The following is a 19,919-nucleotide window of genomic DNA, read 5'->3' on the forward strand; positions in this document are numbered from 1 at the left end:
ATTGAGAATGGAAGAAAAATCTGTTGTTATGCGACCGCTTCCCTGATCATTTTCAGCTTGAAAATTGACGAAATTATTTTTAATTTATCAGGAGATTAATGATGAATTTCAAGAAAATGACGGATGAGGAGCTGGCATCAACCCGGGATGAGGTCGATGCATGGTTTGCCAGGTATGCTAAGTCAATCTGGAGTGGACGCCTGGGCTATGCGGTAGGATTGCTTGGTGTATTTGGTATTTCAACAGGAGTTGTGTTTTTGATGTTTGATGGTTTTGAACCGGTGGATTTAATACCAATTCTGCTGGGAACTGTCGTTTGCTTTATGTGGTACAAAGTAAATCAACAACATAAAAACAACAGTGGTTTTTTGGGGGAAGTCAAGGAAGAGATCGCCCGGCGCGCGAGAAAAGTTGAAAAGGCTGCAAAAAAATAAATATTAGGCGGTCGAATTCAAGGAAGCTCGAGAGAGAGCTGTGAGATATCTGCTCTGGGAATCCGGACAGGCAATGAAAGACGCAGGCTATGCAAAACTTTCTGAGCGGTGGCGCGGCAGACTGTCAGTTTTCCCCCGTAAATTCCTACGACCCGGGGATATTTCGGATGATCGTATTGCAGATGTGTTTCACGTGAACGATTGAAAAGGGCGCTTCCGGATTCCGGCAGTACGCGCAGGCCGGTAAAACGCTCTCGGATTGTGATGTAGTGATCCGGAAAATAGTAGCGGAAGCAGCCCAGCAGATAGACTTCCTCTGTAATCAAAGGAGACGCTTCCTCAGGTTTTCCTTTGAATATTGTCTCGGTTGTACCCAGCAAAATATGCTGTTTCCATGGCAGGACAAAAATGGCTCTCCTATCCTGTGGTGATTCAAGGTAATAACATCCCGTATTCAGCTGTCCGTTCAGTATCAGGTGAGTTCCCTGTATCAATTCTATCGGGTATATCGGCGGGAGTGGCGAGATACGTTTTGCGACCTGGTTGATCCAGGGACCAGCAGCATTGATGAGTACGTTTGCTGTACATTGATAAGTTTGATCATTTTCCAGGAATTCAATTTCACAGATCTCGCCGGAGATTTGGGCGCCCGTGAATTCTGCCGGACAACGTAATTCCGCACCGAGTGATGAGGCGGAATGCATCATTGCCTGGGTAAGTGCCTGATCGTCGGTTTGCGCATCCCAATACTGGAAGACATGTTTGAGTCCACGCGTAGAGAGGCCATCCAGCGTTTGCCACTTTCTTCTGGGTATAGAGCGAAAGCTGGCGTTTTTGCCGAATCCTGCCAGCAGGGCGTAAAGACTGAGCCCTGTGCACAGGGTCAGCGTATCGCGCGAAGTCTGATCATAAACGGGAATATAAAATGGCTGCAGCTTGACCAATGAAGGCGCAAGACGCAGGAGCTCTGCACGTTCCCTCAAACTTTCGCGTACCAGGCCGAGCTGGCCATTTTCCAGATAACGCAGGCCACCGTGGATCAATTTGCTTGAACGGCTTGAGGTTCCCGCCGCCAGAGCGGTTTTTTCCAGCACCAGCACATTGTGACCAAGTGCAGCGGCGGCCTGTGCAACGGCAACGCCCTGGATTCCTCCTCCAATAATTACGATGTCATAGTGGCAGGTTGCGGACATGGTTCGGGTCAGGGAGTAAGCAGCGTGCCGATCGTATCGGTTTCAATCAGCGTAATGCCAGCTTTTGCGTAATCGAGTGCTGTAGCGTAATCATCAACTGTATAGATCACCCATTGCCAGGGGCCGGACCAGAGTTGATCGAGTTTTTCAGGAAGACAGCGAATGCTGCTGAACAGATAATCTGGCTGCAGACGTGCTGCCATGGCGGATTGTTCTTCTGTCCAGTGTTCAATGATCCAGCCGGTTTTGTACATCTGACGCAATTTAATCAGCGCTATCAATTCCCAATCGAATGAAATCAGGACGCATTGTTTGCGTACTGGGTCAATGATCGGAAGGATTGCATCTATTGTTTTGTTTAAACCAAACCGGGTAATGCTTTCAGATTTGATTTCGATGAATGTGGTAACTTGTGGGTGCTGTGCCAGATATCGGCAAAACTCTACCAGACGGGGAATCGGAGCGGATTCTATCCCGGCTGGACACGTAGCATCCGGGCAGGACACAGTCAGTATATTGATTGCATCGTCTTCCAGGCGGGTCAGGTGAGCATTGCATCCGGTCAACCGTCTGAGATCATCGTCATGACAAAGGTATGGGGTAAGTTGGCGGCTCAGTTGAATGTCGATCTCAACGTAACGAGCTCCAGCCTGGATTGCTGCCTGAATTCCGGGCATGGAATTTTCCGGATACAATGCGGGATATCCCCGATGAGCAACGAAACAAGGAATATTATGCGTCATGACAGAAGAATCAATTTGATTTTCCATGGAGTTTACTCTCTACTCCGTTGTATTGCGATGTTACCCAGCCAGGGAAACGTTATTCAGGCACTGTTCAGTTTGCAGAGGATATGATGTACAAGAAAGATGCCCCTTTTAGCATGGTGTTTCCCGCTTTGATTGCCATCGTTTTAGTGGTCCCGTTTGTAATGAATTTTCTGGCACATGCTTGGCTTGGGGAGAAACGTTTTCCTCCTCTGGTAATGATGAAGCTGCCTGCAGACAGTTCAATAATTACCTTGCCGCAAGAAATAAAGCAATTCAAACCGTTTGAAGTCACGTTGCGTTTGGACACGAAGGCGCTGGCACTGCGTATCAGTGATGTTGTCAGGAAATCGCTTCCTGGAACTGAATTACAGAATATTCATGGTGAGGTTTTTCCCGAAATGCGCGCCGGAATAATGGGCGATACATTTTCTATTGATCCACCGGAGCCGCAGATTCAGCTTTTTTCCGGCGAGAAAGAGACGCACTGGTCTTGGATTGTTACGCCAGAGAAAGAGGGACATTATGCGCTGTCGCTTAAACTGTATCTGCAGACAACCGAAACAACCCGCGAGCACCCACAGATTGTCGATCTGGCTGAAATCCAGCTGTTTGTGAAAAAAAATTCAGAGGCATGGATGCGTACCTACGGTATTTGGTATGCGGTTCCCATGGCGCTGATAGCAGGGTGGTGGTGGAAAAAATATCGGATAAAAAAACGGAACAGAGACTTCTGATTAAATCTTGTATGGATACACGGCTGATCCGGATCTATCCATGGAGCAGGCGAGGAAGTGGACACCATGCAACGCTGCAGGCGGTGCTTCAAAATAATTTTTCAATAGTCTGCTAATTAAACTGGGCTGTGCCATTGTATGGCGGAAACGTTTGTACAAATACTGTTGGTGAAATGTGAATCATAATCATAATTTTTGCATGTGTAATATTTTCCGTTCATGGATCCTGTGTGGTCTGATTTTGTTTATGCTGAATTGCCCGGCGCAGGCGGCGAAAGGGAGCTATACCGTTGCAGATATTCTGCGTGTAGGGTTACAGGCCAACGGTCTGCTGCAGGCAGCGCGTTCACAGGTTGATATCGCAGAGGCAGGGATTACCAGCGCTTCTGCTTTTCCCAATCCGGAAGTAACCTTTATGGCCGGACCTGATAGACCGCGATTACCGGAGATCGATACCGGGCCATCTTCCATGCAGCGACAAGTGACAGTCAGCCAGCCACTGGAAAATCCATGGGTGAGAAGTGCCCGGATTGGCGCAGCAGAGGCGGGTGTGGAAGCCAGTCGCGCAAGCCTGGAGCAGGTACGAGCGGATCTGGCGGCGCAACTGCGGGTGCATGTCTACGAATTTCTGTTGCGGCGCGGTCTGGCTGAGATGGAATCAGATATTTACGATCTGATGGGGGAAATACAGCGTCGTATCAAACGGAGTGTCGAATTGGGTGAGGTGGCCCGTTTCGAGTTGATCCGTGCCGACACTGAAGTTATGACGGCCGCTAGTAGAAAAGAAGCGGCATTACTGAATATCGAACGGGCACGTATTGCCTTGATGCAATTGACAGCAGGTGTTCTGCCTGCTGAGTTCGATGTGGTTGCTTCGCTGAGTGATCCTGTTGAATTGCCTTCGCTGGAGGTGTTGCGTGCTGAGTTGCCGACCGAGAATCCTGAAATCTTGCGCCTGGAGGCGGAACAGGATCGTGCTCGTTTGCGCATCGACCAGGAACGCGCCTCTGTATTGCCTTCCATAAACATTTTGTACAGCAATTATCAGGACAAGCAATTTACCTCGAATACCGCCGGGTTGAATGTCCGGATTCCGTTGTTTTATCGCCGGAGGGGAGAGATTGATGCAGCTGTTTTCGATGCAGCAAGATTGCGTGAAACACTTGATTATCGCCGTTATGAAATCGTTCGGCTGCTGGAGTCCGCCTGGCAGGCAATGGAAATCGCCCGACGCAGAGTGGAAATGTTTGAAGGCGGTATTGTCAAGGAGGCGGAAGCTGCACTGCACGTGGCGGAAGCTGCTTTTCGATTGGGAGAAAGAGGTTTTATCGAGGTGCTGGATACTCAGCGGGTATTACGTAATGCGCGTTCCGAGTTGTTGCAGGCCCAGTTTGAATTACAGTCAGCAGCGGCAGAGATAGACCGGTTGCGGGCGCATTACCCACAGGAGTAACCTTTTCAGATGAGTTTGAAGATACAAATCATTGCTATTTTTCTTGCGTTCGTAATGTCATCTATTTCAGGTTGCAAGAGCGAAGAAGAGCAAGAGCCGCCGGAAAAACAAAATGTTGAAGTGGAGCAGGCGGATCATCTTACAATTTTTCTTGGACCGGATCTGCGTGAGCGAGTAAAAATCGGCAAACCGTTTTTTACCCGTGTTTCTGAAAAACTGCATGTTCCCGGCCAGGTCAAGGTAAATGAAACAAAACTTGTTCAGGTGGGAGCCAGTTTTACCGGAAGGATCGTCGAGATCTATGCACATTTGGGAGACAGTATCGCGGCAGGTGACAAATTGGCCCGAATTACAAGCCCGAAATTGGTGCAGGCACAGCTGGCTTATTTGCGTGCTAATTCATTGGCGGTACTGGCCGAGCGTGCTGCTATACGCGCCAGGCAGTTGTTTGCTGAGGATGTCATCAGTGCCGCTGAGCTGCAGCGCCGGGAATCGGAATCTCAGGTTTCAAACGCCGAATTGAGTGCAGCCAGGGATCAATTGCTTTTATTGGGAGTAAATAGCCGGGCAGTGCAGGATCTGACGAAGCGTGGGCAGATTCTTCCTTCTGTGGAGATTATCGCGCCAACCAGTGGCACCGTTATTGAGCGCAATGTGGCGCTTGGTCAAGTGGTACAGCCGTCAGACCAGCTGTTTACGCTGGCAGATTTGTCTGTACTGTGGGTAGTGGGGGATGTGCCGGAGCATGCGGCTTACTTTGTTGAACAGGGGCAGCATGTGGAAATTCGTGTTCCTGCACTGGACGGCAAGAGCGTTGATGGAACCATTATTTTTGTAGCTGATATCGTGAATCCGCTGACCCGGACAGTAATGGTGCGTACCGAAGTGGAGAATCCTGAACGCAAGCTGAAACCGGATATGCTGGCCACGGTGCATATTGATGGGCATGCTCATGAGCGCCTGGTGATTCCGGAAGGTGCAGTGGTACGTGAGCACAATGAGGATCATGTGTTTATTCTCCAGGAAAATGGTGGTTTTACTCTGGCTCTGGTTGAGCTGGATGGGACGATCAATCAGATGCGGCCTGTCATTTCGGGCGTGACGGCGGATCAGTCGATTATTGTAAAAGGTGCTTTTCATGTGAACAATGAACGCAAGCGTGCGCATCTGGAATAGCCGATGATTACTTCTATGGTACGTGCCATGCTGGAGCAGCGTCTGGTCGTTGTCGCCATCGCTGTGATTCTGATGGGGTTCGGCTTGCGTGCGGCGCAGCATTTATCGGTCGATGCCTTTCCTGATGTTACCAATGTCCAAGTACAGATTGCTACTGAGGCGATTGGTCGTAGTCCGGAGGAAATAGAACGGCTGGTAACCATTCCGCTGGAAATTGCCATGACAGGTATCCCGGGTCTGGAGCAAATGCGTTCTCTCAACAAGAGTGGCTTATCTATCATTACGCTGGTATTTACGGATGCAACGGATGTCTACTTTGCCCGGCAAATGGTGATGGAGCGGTTGCTGGTGGCAGGCAGCAAGATGCCGCCCGGAATCATCCCGCGTCTGGGCCCTCTTTCCACAGGTCTGGGTGAAGTGTATCAATATACGATTGATCACCCCGATGACGGTGAACGGGCTCTGACTGTTGAAGAGCTGACTGAACGTCGGATTGTGCAGGACTGGATTGTCCGGCCCATGTTGCGTTCGATTCCCGGCGTGGCGGAGATCAATTCACAGGGAGGGTATGTCAGACAGTACCATGTGCTGACTGATCCCATTAAGCTGCGCCACTACGATTTGACGTTGAAACAGGTGGAGCTGGCTATTGCAGGAAATAATGCCAATGCCAGTGGCGGCATTCTCCCGACCGGCAGCGAACAGTATCTTGTCAAGGGGGTGGGGCTGATCCGCACATTGCAGGATATTGGTAATATTGTGCTGGCTGAAGAGAACGGAGTGCCGGTATTCGTGCGGGATGTCGCTGAAGTCAATCTGGGTACCGAAGTCAGAGCCGGTGCTGTCATCAAAGGAGGTTATACAGAATCAGCTTCCGGCATAGTAATGATGATCGGAGGGGGAAATGCCAAGGAAGTTGTAGAGCGGGTCAAGGCAAAAGTGGCTGAGATCAATGAACAGAATCTGTTACCGAACGGATTGCAGATCGTTCCGTACTATGATCGTACCGATCTGGTCGATGCGGCTTTGTGGACTGTCAGTAAAGTGCTGATGGAAGGGATTTTTCTGGTAATTGTCATCTTATTTATTTTTCTTGGGGATGTCCGCTCCAGCCTGATTGTGGTCGCCACCCTGGTGATTACGCCATTAGTGACATTCATGGTGATGAATCATCAGGGGATTTCAGCCAATCTGATGTCATTGGGTGGGCTTGCGATTGCCATCGGACTGATGGTCGATTCGACGGTGGTCGTGGTGGAAAATGTCTTTCATCGCCTGGGACATTGTGTTGATACCCGGGAATCACGAGCGCGTGCCATTGTCGACGCAGTAACAGAAGTAGGGACACCGGTCATTTTCGGGATTTGTATCATCATTCTCGTGTTTTTACCGTTGATGGTGCTGCAGGGCATGGAAGGCAAAATGTTCAGTCCGCTGGCTTTTACGATTGCCATTGCACTGGCAGTTTCTCTGATCATTTCACTGACTTTGTCTCCAGTACTGTGTGCCTATATCCTGAAGGGCGGGGGAGATCATGATACTAAATTGATCGCGAAATTGAAGAACGCTTACAAATACCTCCTCAATATCGCACTTCTGAGAAGAAAGCTGACAATCGTGACTGCGCTGGGTTTGTTGTTACTGTCTTTTGTACTGTTTCCATTCCTGGGAAAATCATTCATTCCAACCCTGAAAGAAGGCGCGCTGACGCCTCAGATTCTTCGAGTACCATCTATTTCTCTGGCTGAATCCATTGCGATGGAAATGGAGGCGATGAAGGCCATATCACAAGTGCCTGGCGTGAAAAGTGTTGTATCCAAGGTGGGTCGTGGCGAATCACCTGCTGATCCTCCCAGTCAGAATGAGTCGGGCCCGATTGTAACAATAGATCCGGAATCCGGTCGTACCCAGGATGAAATTGAGAATGATATTCGTAACCTGCTGAAAGTTTTACCAGGCGTCAGTATCGTTTTATCCCAGCCGATTGCAGAAAGGGTGGATGAAATGATGACAGGTGTGCGGTCGGAAATTGCAGTCAAGATTTTTGGTAATGATCTGGAAAAATTACGAGAGTTCTCAGAACAGATTGCCCGTATCCTGCGCGATGTTCCTGGTGCACGTGATATCCGGATAGAGCGTCTTTCCGGTCAGCAATCACTGACTATTGATATCAATCGTAAAGCTATCGCGCGTAATGGCATCAATGTTGCCGATGTGCACGAGTTGATCGAAACTGCTGTGGGTGGTCGTGAAGTCAGTATTTTGTATGAGGGTGAGCGGCGCTTTGCAATTGTAGTCCGATTCCCATTGCATTTTCGTGACAGTATCGAGACCATTCGTAATTTGCTGCTGCGTGCGCCTGACGGAGTAACGGTGCCTTTATATACGGTGGCCGATATCAGCGTTGTCGACGGCCCTGCACAGATCTCACGCGAGAGTGCCAAGCGGCGTGTGGTGGTTGGAGCAAATGTCGAAGGACGCGATCTGGGTGGTTTTGTAGCAGAGCTGCAGGAACGTATTGCCCAAGAGGTCAAATTGCCCAGTGGTTATTTTTTCGAATGGGGTGGACAGTTTGAAAATATGGAGCGTGCTATGGATACGCTTTCTATCATTATTCCGATAACGATTGTCGCCATTTTCTTTTTACTGTTTTTATTGTTCAGCTCCGTCAAACTGGCTGCTTTGATCATTCTGGTGTTACCGTTTGCATCGATCGGCGGGATATTTGGGCTGTTTGTCACGGGTGAATATCTGTCAGTACCCGCGTCGGTAGGATTTATCGCACTGTGGGGGATTGCAGTATTGAATGGTGTGGTGCTGATTTCCTATATCCGAAAATTGCGTGATGAAGGGGTCAGTGTAAGAGAAGCCGTTATCAAGGGGTGTGAGCAGCGCTTTCGTCCGGTCTTGATGACAGCTACAGTGGCGATGCTGGGACTTGTTCCCTTTCTGTTTGCTACCGGGCCAGGTTCTGAGGTACAGCGTCCGTTGGCCATCGTGGTCATTGGTGGTCTGATCACTTCCACGTTACTGACACTAGTAGTACTGCCCGTCCTGTATCGCTGGTTTGATGATCCACCTCCCGCTGTTGGAGAGTCATGAGTTTTTATCAGATTTCTGTATGATCGAGGTGACCGAGAAAACCACCAGACTGATGATTCCATAACCGGGCATAGAGTCCGTTATGTGACAGCAGTTCTGCATGGCGACCCTGTTCGACGATGCGTCCCTCATCCAGTACGATTAACCGGTCCATTGCGGCAATCGTGGAAAGACGGTGCGCGATGGCGATAACAGTTTTATTTTGCATCAGCTCATACAGGCTTTGCTGGATACTGGCTTCGATATCTGAATCCAGGGCGGAAGTCGCTTCATCCAGAATCAGGATGGGTGCATTCTTGAGCAGTACCCGGGCAATGGCAATGCGCTGACGTTGTCCACCTGACAAATTGACACCACGTTCCCCTACCGTGGCGTCATACCCTCTGCGACCGTGACTGTCTGCCAGCTCCATGATGAATTCGTGGGCGTGTGCCCGTTGCGCTGCCTGGATGACTTCTGCTTCGGTGGCATCCGGCCGGCCGAACAGGATATTTTCCCGAATAGAGCGGTGCAGCAGTGAAGTGTCCTGTGTGACGATGCCGATATTTGCACGCAGGCTTTCCTGTGTTACGGTGCGGATATCTTGTTTGTCGATCTGGATGCTGCCCTGCTGAATATCGTAGAAACGCAGTAGCAGATTGATCAGAGTTGATTTGCCGGCACCGGAAGGGCCAACGATGCCAACTTTTTCGCCGGCCTGAATATGCAGATCCAGTCCATCAAAAATCCGGCGATCTTCATGTTTAGTGGTGTTGTGGTAAGAAAACTCAACCTGGTTGTAGCTGATTTCGCCTTGTATAACCGATAACGACCGGGCGTCAGTTGCGTCAGTTACAGTGTGTGATTTCGCCAGCATATTCATACCATCCTGCACAATACCAATATTTTCGAATAGTTCACTGGTTTCCAGCATGATCCAATGTGACATGCCAGTCAGGCGGATAGCTAGGCTCAGTGCGATGGCAATGGCGCCAGTGCTGATATCGCCGTCGTACCACAGGAAAAGGCCGAGCGCTCCGATCGCAAATACAGACAGCATATTATTGATCCAGACGCAGGTATTCAGCCAGGTGACCAGCCGCATTTGTGGATGAACCGTATCGAGGAATCCCTGCATGGCATCCCGTGCATAACCGGATTCACGCCGGGTATGGGAAAACAGCTTGAGGGTGAGAATGTTGGCGTAGCTGTCGACGATGCGTCCGGTCATATCAGAGCGGGCGTTGGCCTGAACTTTGGAGATATTCCTGAGCTTGGGGATGAAGTAACGCAGGATACACAGGTAGATTGCCAGCCAGATGATCAACGGAATGCACAGGCGCAGATCGGCACTGGCGATCAGCAGCAGGGCAGTGATCAGATAAACTGTGACGAACAACAGGACATCCAGCGTTTTGATAATAGTTTCGCGCACGGCCAGTGCGGTCTGCATGACTTTGGTCGCAATGCGTCCACTGAATTCATTCTGAAAGAAAGCAAAACTCTGGTCGAGCAGATAGCGGTGGGACAGCCAGCGGACAACCATCGGGAAATTGCCCATCAGCGACTGATACAGAATGGCGGAGTGGAAAAAAACGATAATTGGCATCAAAATCAGAATAAAGATCGACAGGCCCAGCAGTGTCAGTCTTTCTTCCTGAAGAAAGGTTTGCGGATCCTTTTCTGCCAGCCAGTCTACGATGGTTCCCAAAACACCGAACAACATGGCTTCACCAACCGCCACAAAAAAGGTGGCGATCGCCAGCAGAATGAAATAAAGCTCCGCACCTTGCATGTAATGGCGACAGAACCGGTAGAGCGTGGCAGGGGGTTCGGTCAGTTTGCCGGATGGGAAGGGATTAATCAGACGTTCGAAATAACGGAGCATAAGTGTGTTTCAGCAAGGGCGAGTGATGGAAAAATACCGGATGATCGCGGTGTCCGTGCAAATGTCGATATCCATCAGAGTCGATAAGGATACCGGATTTTGTCAGATGACTGACTCTGGAAATCCGGTAGATAGCCGGATAGATGTTTCCACTATGGCTGTACCGGCTGATCTGGCAGATCAGCCGATGATCGATATGAATGAGATGTTTCCTGGCATATCCAATGAGCTGGTGAGGATTACCAGGGAGCTTTTGATCTTGATCAGAGAGCCTCTAGCGGCAGCATGACCGTGAAAACTGTTCCTTTTGATACTTCACTGGATACATGCAGTTTACCACCGATTAATTCGACATATTCCCTGCTCTCGAATACACCGATACCCATACCAGCTGTTTTGGTTGATTCGAAAGGAACAAACAATTTATCGCGGATAAATTGCTCACCCATGCCACATCCGCTGTCTTCGATCTCGATGATTGCCCATCCGGGGTGTTTTCTGAGCCGCACCTCAACATATCCTCCTTTTGGAGTAGCTTCGATTGCATTTTGTACCAGATGACCAAGCACACGCTCAAGGCGCGATGAATCAGCTTGTATATTTAGATCTGTATCGGTAATGATCAGGGTTGGCTTCGGTTCGCAGAAGGATTTGCTTGCGATAACCTGTTGCAGTAACTTGTCCAGAGATAACAAGGCATTTTTTTCGTCACGCACGTTTCCTTTGTTGAGTTTTTCAAGCAAACGTTTCATTTTATTGACGGATAACGCTACGGTGTCCAGCATATCCTGTTGAAATTCCGGGTTGTCCTTGTGTTTTTCTGCATTGGTAAGCAACAGTGAAAGCTGGGCAATCAGGTTTTTGATGTCATGTACGATGAATGTGGACATGCGGCTGAAGGATTCAAACTGTCGGGCCGTAGACAATGCCTGGGCGGCTTCATACTGCGCCAGATAGCTGGCTGCTTGTCTCCCCGCTACTTTCAGTAAATCCCTGACTTCCCAGTTGAACTCAATTGTGCTTCTGGGTTCGGTCAGTACTACAAATCCCAACAATTCACCATGTAATATCAGTGGTACTACCCAGCGTGCCCTGGGAATAGCAGGCAGCCAGTCAGGCAGCACCATGGCTGCGTACTTCTGTGATTCAGAATCATGCTGATATAAATCGATCACCCAGGAATTATCCTGCATGAACCGGCAAAAATAGTTATCCATTGTTACGGAAGCATCGACATGAGGAATATTCCAACAGGCGATCGGCAGATAAGCGTGCTGCTGTTCCGATTTGAACCACACTCCTCCGGCGGGGCTTTCGACGAGCTGTGCGAGTGATTTGATCACTCGGACTCTTAATTCAGTTTCTTCTTCCGACAAGGTACGTGTAAAGCGTAGCCATTCTTCACGGTAGTCGTAGTTATAGCTGAAAAAATGCTTGCTGATAGATACCTTGAGCCAGGAACGTGTCGTCCCGGAGAACAGCACAACAATCAGCAGAACAATCGCCCCGAACAGGAAAGTCAGTTGGAAGATTGTTCCCCAGGTGCCTCCCGAGAATCGGAGATAATAGCCTGTCGCAGCCATCAACAGTAAATAAACCGCCGCGCCAAACAATGCAGAGGAGTAGAACAGGATGCGTCTTGAAACGGCAATGCCCACCGTCCATTTTGGATTACGTGCAGCCGAGAGGGCAATCAGGGGAGCGATGAGCGTATTGATCCATCCCCGGGCAGCCCAGATATCAGGATTAATTTTCCTGAATAGTAGTGCGTCGCTGTACAGATAAAAATCGTAGACAAACAGACCACCGATGCCCAGGCAGATAAATTTTATTCCCCAGCGTTGCTCTCGGGGGGTGTTCCGGTAGTACTGTTCCACCAGAATCATTCCGATGATAGCGATTGCCACCCATGTAAAAAATTCTAAGGAGGAGATGGGTTGGTTTGGATCCGTACTGGTGGTGTGACTGAAAGTGATTGTTTGTATCAAACAAGTCAGATAGAGCAGGGCGATAGCGGTTACTGCGGGCCTGATTCTGGGTAAGGCTTTATTTGTTTTATCAGATTGGAAAGGCCCCAGCAGGGTGATCAGAAATATAGTCAGAGTGGCGTTCCGGAATATTTCCAGTATTCGAGCCAGCAGAGGGTCTGGGTAATTCCAGTAGGATGATCCGGCAATTGCTGCTGCCCATACCGAGGACGTGAGGCAGGCAACTGCCAGCAGCGGGCCATAAAGACGGCCTTGCCATCTGGTTATCAACAGAATAAATAAAAAGAAAAAGGCGATCGCTGCTGCGGTGTAGCTCAAGGTTGCCATAGCAGTTAGCGCAGAAAAAAAGTGTGACTGCCATCATGGCCGGTGATGCTCACCGGCTGCCTTTTCCCAGTAGCACGACACCTACTGTGTTAATCAGTATGATGAAATCAAGAAACAGGCTATGATTTTTAACGTAATACAGGTCATACTGGAGTTTTTCAATGGCATCTTCTACGGAGGCACCGTAAGGGTAGCGCACTTGTGCCCAGCCGGTAATGCCAGGTTTGATACTGTGTCGCATGTTGTAATATGGAACTTGTGCACTGAGGATATTCACGAAATGGGGACGTTCCGGGCGGGGGCCGACGAAGCTCATTTCACCTTTGAGTACGTTGATGATCTGCGGTAATTCATCGATTCTCAACTTGCGGATAACTTTCCCTACGCGTGTTACACGAGGATCGTCAGTCACAGCCCACTGAGGTTTTCCGCCTTTTTCAGCGTCATTGAACATGCTGCGAAATTTGAAAACCATATAAGGTTTACCAGCATATCCCACTCTTTCCTGACGATAGAATACAGGCCGCCCGTCTTCAATCAGAATCAGCAAAGCAGTCAGCAATATAACTGGTAACGTAGCGATCAGTAACAGCAGGCTGGCAGTGATATCGAATATACGCTTGATCAGGGTTCTCAGTGTCCCCTGTTTAAAACCACTGCCGAATACCAGCCAGCTGGGGTAGAGTGCGTCCATTCGCAAATGGCCGTATTCTTGTTCGTAAAAGCCGACCATATCAGTTATCTTTATGCCGTTTATCCTGCATTCCAGCAATTCCTGAATGGGGTAGGTACCCCCCCGTCTTTCCTGAGCCATGACAATGATTTCACTGACATTATGCTGTTTGGCCAGTGAAATCAGTGAATCTGTTTTCGGGATAATCATTTCAATCGGAACACATCGGGTTTCTTGATCAAACGGAACGAACCCTGCGATCCTGAAGTTGGGCAGACTGATGCTCTTGTCAGCCAGATTAAGCAGTTCTTCGGCATCGGTGCCAGTACCCAGTACCAGTGCCCGGTAGCGCAAGTTATCCAGGCCTTTCCATCTGAAAAAGAATAGCCGGATAGACAGTATCAGCAATAGGGCCAGCAGCATGACGATAGCCAATAACCCCCGGCCAAAATAAAGATCCGGAAAGAGGTAAAAAATCAGGGTGATAAGGCCAAATCCCAGTGCGAGGGATGGCAGCAGCCTGAGCAGAATACCTTCGAAGTCCTGTCTACCCTCCATCTGGTACATACCCAGTGTAGCCATGCTGGCGATAATGATGAAAGTGAAGGTAATTGCTCCGGGAAATTGAGAAACCAGTAACTCGGATATCGTGCCGTTCCACTGTGGAAAGCGGATAGCTGCTCCCGCGAAAAAAACTCCGAGTAGCGCGACGGTTTCAATGCTGGCAAGCAGTACCGAGAATCTGGAAATATAGTGATTGGATACTTGAATCAAAATACCACCTGACTAAATTTTGAGAGATAAACATCCGGGTGGATAGAAAATAACGGATGTCGTCAAAGAACAAATTGTTTTATTAGCATAGATCAATCAGAAGTCATCTGACCATTTTGTTTAAGCAAGTCCATAATGTAGTTGCCAGGGATGGCATAGCTGATTCCGCTTGGGTCGCTCAGTATGGATTCCTTTTTGTCTTTTACAAAGACCATATTCACCACACCGTACACTTCTCCAGTGTCTACATCGTATAGTGGGCTGCCGCTGTTGCCGGGATAAGCGGTGCCATCGAGCTGAAATACCGTGTAGGCCGATCTCTGTAGCTGGCGAATCTTGGTTGCGTCAAGCTGTCTGGTATTTTGCGCAGGCAGTATGACTGGAGTAATTGAAGAGATAGTAGCTCGATGGGTTACCGGATAGAAACCAAGTACCATCCCAATCGGAAAACCAGTGAATGCCAGTAGCGCTCCTTCTTTTATCTTGCTGGCATTTCCCAGCTTCATGACAGGCAGTGCAGTTCCTTCGAAACGTAGCAAGGCCAGATCATGTTCTTTGTCCTGTGCAACTATAGTAGTGTTTCTTAGTTCTGGTTTATTACCCTTGCCAGTCATGATGATTAATGCATCTTTATTCTTTCCATCGGACAGATCAGAAATTACATGAACATTTGTGATGACATGCTGTCCATCTCCGATGACAAAGCCTGTTCCAAGGAAATTAACAGGAGGAGAGCGCAGTTTGTGGAAAGAGCCTATGCCGACAATTGCGGGCTTGATCCGTCCTATCGTTTCAATCAGATCGGCCTGGCAAGAAGCGGATAAGAGGAGAAGCAAGCTTGCGAGAAACGATCTTAAAATAGAGAGCATTGCCAGATTGAACATGAGACAGAAGTAGGGTTGGTTAAGCGCGAGCGTATCTGTGATGGCTGCATAACCTATTCAGACTGCTGCCATATAATCCAAGCTGCTGCAGGCAATGCACAGGAAAAAATATGGTAGGCGGTATTGGAATTGAACCAATGACTTCCACCGTGTGAAGGTGACACTCTACCGCTGAGTTAACCGCCTTTGCTGCCTTTAGGCTACAAGATTAGATCATAGCCTGTTTATGCCGGTCAATTGTTATCTCTGTGATATTTCTTAAAATAATTTGATCTGTCCATGAAACGGATGCGATTAGGCTACTATAATACAATCATTGGCTCTGGTTACAAATTACCAGAGTGACTTCTCTTTTGTATCAATTAAAAAAGTTACCCTATGTTCATAAGTGTACTTGATCTGTTTAAAATCGGTATTGGTCCCTCCAGCTCGCATACGATGGGGCCCATGGCGGCCGCAAATGCTTTTCGTGATGATATTGATCAACTAATCTTGCAAACTCCGGGTAATCGTAATCATCGTGTTTATTGCGTGCTCAAGGGTTCACTCGCATTTACTGGGAGAGGACACGCAACAGACAGAGCTGTAACTTTGGGGTTACATGGCTACGCTCCCGCATTACTCGCCGGGCAGGATGTTAATGCGCTGACAGCAAAGCTTTGGACTGCCAGTACTGTGCAACTTGCCAGCGGGAGGCATCTTGATTTCAATCCGGAGGATGATATTGTCTTCGATAAATCGGATCCACTGCCTCAACATCCCAACGGGATGATTTTTTATCTTCTGGATGAGGAGGGAAAGAAGGTTTTATCAGAGACATTCTTTTCTATTGGGGGAGGATTCATCTGCACACTTGAAGAAATCAATCAACTGAATGCCCCGCTCAAAATTGAAGCCGCCGGAGTATATCCCTACCCATTTGATTCAGCAGACAGTATGCTCGAGATGTCGCAGCAGAGCAGCTTGTCCATTGCGGCAATGAAACGCGCCAATGAGTTGACCAGGATGTCGGAGCAGGATCTTGAACAGGGGTTGGACAATATTTTGCAGGCCATGTGTCATTGTGTCGAGCAGGGGTTGACGACAGAGGGCCGTCTTCCGGGTAACCTGGGTATACGCCGTCGTGCAAAAGACTTGTTTGAGCAACTGAAAATGAATCCGGAAAAAGGCACGCTGAATGACTGGCTATGTGCTTATGCCATGGCAGTTAACGAAGAAAACGCCGCAGGACATATGGTTGTTACGGCACCTACTAACGGTGCTGCCGGAGTTATTCCAGCTATTATTTACTATCTGCTTAAACATGAAGGCGGTACTCCGCAGCAAGCTCGGGATTTTTTGCTGACTGCTGCAGCAATTGGTGGGCTGATCAAACATCGTAGTTCGATTTCCGGTGCGGAAGTAGGCTGTCAGGGGGAAGTGGGCTCAGCAGCGGCCATGGCTGCTGCTGGTCTTTGCGCGGTGAGAGGAGGTACTGCCGAGCAAATTGAGAATGCTGCTGAAATTGCACTGGAACACCATTTGGGTATGACCTGTGATCCGGTTGGTGGCCTGGTTCAAGTGCCCTGCATAGAACGTAATGGCTTTGGCGCGATTAAGGCGCATACTGCTGCTGCACTTGCCTGTCGTGGTACGGGTAAACATTTTATATCACTCGACAACTGCATCGATGCAATGAAGCAGACTGGCCTGGAGATGTCGCATAAATACAAAGAAACCTCACTGGGTGGACTGGCTGTCAGTGTCAGTATTACCGAATGCTGAAGCATGGCCAATATATGCTGCCGGCAACTTGGATGGCGGAGAGGGTGGGATTCGAACCCACGTGCCAGGAAATCCTGACCATCTGATTTCGAGTCAGCGCCGTTATGGCCACTTCGGTACCTCTCCGGAAAACAGTATCTTTTTGAGTCGGCCATTTTAGCAGTTTCTCAATCTTTTAATAGAGCTGTGAGTGGATATCACGAGTGTACTGTACTTCCCGGTGAAGTATCCAGCCAGTGTCATGCATCATAAGATCCCCGCCGCGTAGCGGTTTTATCACCAGGCTAGCGTGAGCGGGGTAGGGGGCTCATTCTCCATCAGGGCTTCCAGAGACTGATAAGCGATCAGCAACGATTTCTGGGCTTATTCATGGCAAAACCCAAGGTTCTTTATATTTGTAGTGCCTGCGGCGGGCAGGTGTTGAAATGGCAAGGCCAATGTCCACATTGCCGTGAATGGAACTCATTGACTGAGGTTGTACAAGAGAAAAGTTTTTCGCACTTTATATCGGATTCCGCGCAGGGACGTGTGTTGAGCCTGCGTGATGTCAACGCGGAGGATGTGCCTCGTTTTCTGACGGGATTGCCTGAATTTGACCGGGTACTGGGTGGAGGGCTGGTTCAGGGTGGAGTCGTTTTATTGGGAGGTGATCCTGGCATCGGTAAGTCAACATTGCTGTTGCAGGCGCTGTCCCGGATGTCAGAACATCATCGGGTGTTATATGTCAGTGGTGAAGAGTCCATGCAGCAGGTTGCGCTTCGGGCAAAACGATTGGCGCTGGATGCAGCCAAAGTTGATTTACTGGCCGAAATCCGGCTGGAGGCGATTCAATCGGTTCTGGTTGAACATCATCCTCGTGTGGCAATAATTGATTCAATCCAGACAATTTATTCCGAAACATTACAATCGGCTCCGGGTTCAGTTGCTCAGGTACGGGAATGTGCTGCTCGTTTGACGCGATTTGCAAAAACCAGCGGTACCTGTGTTGTGCTGGTAGGGCATGTGACTAAGGATGGCGCACTGGCTGGGCCGCGTGTTCTGGAGCATATGGTTGATACGGTGCTTTATTTTGAAGGGGATACGCACTCAGCTTTTCGTCTGATTCGTGCTTTCAAGAATCGTTTTGGAGCAGTGAATGAACTGGGTGTTTTTGCCATGACTGAAAAGGGGTTGCGGGAAGTGGGTAATCCTTCCGCCTTGTTTCTTTCACATCATGGTGTTCGCGTGCCAGGCATTTGCGTGATGGCAACGCAGGAAGGAACGCGTCCTTTGCTGGTGGAGATTCAGGCATTGGTGGATGAAGCGCACACCGCTAACCCACGTCGGTTGAGCGTCGGACTGGAACAGAACCGCTTGGCGATGCTACTGGCAGTGCTGCACCGTCATGCCGCTATTCCCTGTTTTGATCAGAATATTTTCATCAATGCGGTGGGAGGAGTCAAAATTACCGAGCCAGGTGCTGATCTGGCCGTAATGCTGGCGATAGTTTCATCTCTGAAAAACCGGGCTTTGCCGGAGAAAACAATAGTGTTTGGAGAAGTGGGGCTGGCGGGGGAAGTACGACCGGTACAGCGTGGGCAGGAACGAATTAAAGAGGCTGCCAAGCTGGGATTTACCCGAGCTGTCATTCCCAAGGCAAATCAGTCCAGACAGGTTGTCAAGGAGATTGAAATTATTGCTGTGGAGCGGGTCGAGGAAGCGGTCAGGGCGCTTTTTTGATCAAGTGGTTACGGTAATTTCGTGTGGCTTGATTAGCAGAAGGAAGCTGCAGACACCCTGTCATTGCTGGACTCGTAAACCTCAATCGGTATTATTCCGCGTACCAGTAGCAGCGGACAGGTCGTATTTCCGATAATGCGGCTTGTAACGCTGCCATGGATGATGCGTTCTATGCCTGAGCGCCCGTGTGTACTCATCACAACCAGATCGGTATTTTCTGTGCATATGGTACGGATAATGATTTCAGCCGGGCTGCCCGGTATAACCTGATAGCAGGAAGGTACGTTCGCCAGTTGTAGCTGCAGTTGTATCTGTTCCAGATAATGGATTGCCTGGTGAGTCTCAGATTGCTCTTTGGTGGATATTCGTTCATTTTGTTGCCCGTGTCTGGAATGATCCGGCTTGATGATGCGGATCAGGGAGATGGTTGCTCCCGTATTTTGTGCAAATTGGCGGGCTATGGGGATGGCCGCTTCTGCCAGGGGGGTACCATCAAGGGGCAGGAGAATAGTACGAGGTACGGAACCGGATTTCACCGGAATTGCTGCAGGCGCTAAAAATACAGGCGGGCGGGCGTTGCACACGATTTCGTCCGCTACGCTGCCCAGCAATGCTTGTCCCAGGCCGGTTCTGCCATGTGTTGACATGGCAATCAGATCGACACAGGCTTCTTCTGCCAGATGGAGTATGTTTTCAGCGGGTGTCCCCGGTAAAAGTCGATCCATCACGCTGAAGCCAATCTGATTGAGTTCTTGTGCGACGTCGTGTAACTGTTTGTATGCCTTGTTTTCTTTTGTGGTTGCGGTCTGTTTTGGCGTAGGCAGGTCAGAAGCATCTTCAACCAGAGAATGGAAGCTAGATGACAGTGCTGTCATCAACAGCAGTTCGGTTTGATCCGGAGTAATGAAACGGAGCAGATGAGGGATAACTTGTTTCGCCAGTTCAGAGCCATCCAGCGGGATAAGTGCTCGTCTGATCATGGTTACGCTTCCTGTTCATAAACACATTGTTTCAGTATAGATTTACTTGCGCTTTATTTCCAGACAGATATGGTTGTTTGC

Annotated in this window: 15 protein-coding genes and 2 tRNA genes; 8 read left to right on the forward strand and 9 right to left on the reverse strand. The window is 49.2% G+C overall.

All coding sequences use genetic code 11. From position 1 onward, the window contains the following. The first annotated feature begins 98 nt into the window (after nucleotides 1-98). Complete coding sequence (locus ABO04_RS04270) at nucleotides 99-434, forward strand: hypothetical protein (RefSeq protein WP_240141417.1); 336 nt, start codon at nucleotides 99-101, stop codon at nucleotides 432-434. 17 nt (nucleotides 435-451) lie between these two features. On the opposite strand, the gene ABO04_RS04275 is transcribed toward ABO04_RS04270, so the two are convergent. Further along, nucleotides 452-1,627, reverse strand: a complete 1,176-nt coding sequence (locus ABO04_RS04275) for an FAD-dependent oxidoreductase (RefSeq protein ID WP_160809458.1) — start codon at nucleotides 1,625-1,627, stop codon at nucleotides 452-454. 8 nt (nucleotides 1,628-1,635) lie between these two features. Further along, complete coding sequence (locus ABO04_RS04280) at nucleotides 1,636-2,397, reverse strand: glycerophosphodiester phosphodiesterase family protein (RefSeq protein ID WP_240141418.1); 762 nt, start codon at nucleotides 2,395-2,397, stop codon at nucleotides 1,636-1,638. Between the two features lie 83 nt (nucleotides 2,398-2,480). Here ABO04_RS04280 and ABO04_RS04285 point away from each other — a divergent pair, with 83 nt between their 5' ends. From ABO04_RS04285 to ABO04_RS04300, 4 genes are all read left to right on the forward strand, one after another. After that, a complete protein-coding gene (locus ABO04_RS04285) occupies nucleotides 2,481-3,131 on the forward strand; it encodes a hypothetical protein (protein ID WP_240141419.1) in 651 nt (216 codons plus the stop codon). 247 nt (nucleotides 3,132-3,378) lie between these two features. Then, on the forward strand, nucleotides 3,379-4,584 hold the full coding sequence (locus ABO04_RS04290; RefSeq protein ID WP_240141420.1) for a TolC family protein: 1,206 nt from the start codon (nucleotides 3,379-3,381) through the stop codon (nucleotides 4,582-4,584). Between the two features lie 9 nt (nucleotides 4,585-4,593). After that, nucleotides 4,594-5,760 carry an efflux RND transporter periplasmic adaptor subunit gene (locus tag ABO04_RS04295; RefSeq protein WP_160809460.1) on the forward strand — a complete coding sequence of 389 codons (1,167 nt, stop codon included), beginning with the start codon at nucleotides 4,594-4,596 and terminating at the stop codon, nucleotides 5,758-5,760. Nucleotides 5,761-5,763: 3 nt separating this feature from the next. Next, nucleotides 5,764-8,862: a CusA/CzcA family heavy metal efflux RND transporter gene (locus tag ABO04_RS04300; RefSeq protein WP_160809461.1), complete on the forward strand. Its 3,099-nt coding sequence runs from the start codon at nucleotides 5,764-5,766 to the stop codon at nucleotides 8,860-8,862. 7 nt (nucleotides 8,863-8,869) lie between these two features. Here ABO04_RS04300 and ABO04_RS04305 read toward each other — a convergent pair whose 3' ends face one another. Next, nucleotides 8,870-10,729: an ABC transporter ATP-binding protein gene (locus ABO04_RS04305; RefSeq protein WP_160809462.1), complete on the reverse strand. Its 1,860-nt coding sequence runs from the start codon at nucleotides 10,727-10,729 to the stop codon at nucleotides 8,870-8,872. A 4-nt stretch (nucleotides 10,730-10,733) separates the two neighbouring features. Here ABO04_RS04305 and ABO04_RS04310 point away from each other — a divergent pair, with 4 nt between their 5' ends. Further along, nucleotides 10,734-11,018: a hypothetical protein gene (locus ABO04_RS04310; protein ID WP_160809463.1), complete on the forward strand. Its 285-nt coding sequence runs from the start codon at nucleotides 10,734-10,736 to the stop codon at nucleotides 11,016-11,018. On the opposite strand, the gene prsK is transcribed toward ABO04_RS04310, so the two are convergent. The 4 genes from prsK to ABO04_RS04330 all read right to left on the reverse strand — a co-directional run bounded on the left by prsK (nucleotide 10,993) and on the right by ABO04_RS04330 (nucleotide 15,561). Next, on the reverse strand, nucleotides 10,993-13,044 hold the full coding sequence (prsK, locus tag ABO04_RS04315) for an XrtA/PEP-CTERM system histidine kinase PrsK (RefSeq protein WP_160809464.1): 2,052 nt from the start codon (nucleotides 13,042-13,044) through the stop codon (nucleotides 10,993-10,995). The genes ABO04_RS04310 and prsK overlap by 26 nt on opposite strands. Nucleotides 13,045-13,093: 49 nt before the next feature. Then, entirely contained in the window at nucleotides 13,094-14,491 is a 1,398-nt protein-coding gene (locus ABO04_RS04320) for a TIGR03013 family XrtA/PEP-CTERM system glycosyltransferase (RefSeq protein WP_160809465.1), read from the reverse strand. A gap of 92 nt (nucleotides 14,492-14,583) precedes the next feature. Beyond that, nucleotides 14,584-15,360: a serine protease gene (locus ABO04_RS04325; RefSeq protein ID WP_164504263.1), complete on the reverse strand. Its 777-nt coding sequence runs from the start codon at nucleotides 15,358-15,360 to the stop codon at nucleotides 14,584-14,586. Nucleotides 15,361-15,486: 126 nt separating this feature from the next. Further along, nucleotides 15,487-15,561, reverse strand: a tRNA-Val gene (locus ABO04_RS04330). 192 nt (nucleotides 15,562-15,753) lie between these two features. Here ABO04_RS04330 and ABO04_RS04335 point away from each other — a divergent pair. After that, nucleotides 15,754-17,139: an L-serine ammonia-lyase gene (locus ABO04_RS04335; RefSeq protein ID WP_160809467.1), complete on the forward strand. Its 1,386-nt coding sequence runs from the start codon at nucleotides 15,754-15,756 to the stop codon at nucleotides 17,137-17,139. 33 nt (nucleotides 17,140-17,172) lie between these two features. Here ABO04_RS04335 and ABO04_RS04340 read toward each other — a convergent pair. Continuing rightward, nucleotides 17,173-17,265: transfer RNA gene (locus ABO04_RS04340), tRNA-Ser, on the reverse strand. A 243-nt stretch (nucleotides 17,266-17,508) separates the two neighbouring features. On the opposite strand from ABO04_RS04340, the gene radA reads away from it, so the two are divergent. After that, the gene (gene radA, locus ABO04_RS04345) at nucleotides 17,509-18,858 is read left to right on the forward strand and encodes a DNA repair protein RadA (protein WP_160809468.1); all 1,350 of its coding nucleotides are present in this window, start codon (nucleotides 17,509-17,511) and stop codon (nucleotides 18,856-18,858) included. Between the two features lie 32 nt (nucleotides 18,859-18,890). Here radA and ABO04_RS04350 read toward each other — a convergent pair whose 3' ends face one another. Then, nucleotides 18,891-19,838, reverse strand: coding sequence for a universal stress protein (locus ABO04_RS04350; RefSeq protein WP_160809469.1), 948 nt, complete (start codon nucleotides 19,836-19,838; stop codon nucleotides 18,891-18,893). Nucleotides 19,839-19,919 lie beyond the last annotated feature (81 nt).

The organism is Nitrosomonas sp. HPC101, from assembly GCF_009833125.1.
Lineage (GTDB): Bacteria > Pseudomonadota > Gammaproteobacteria > Burkholderiales > Nitrosomonadaceae > Nitrosomonas.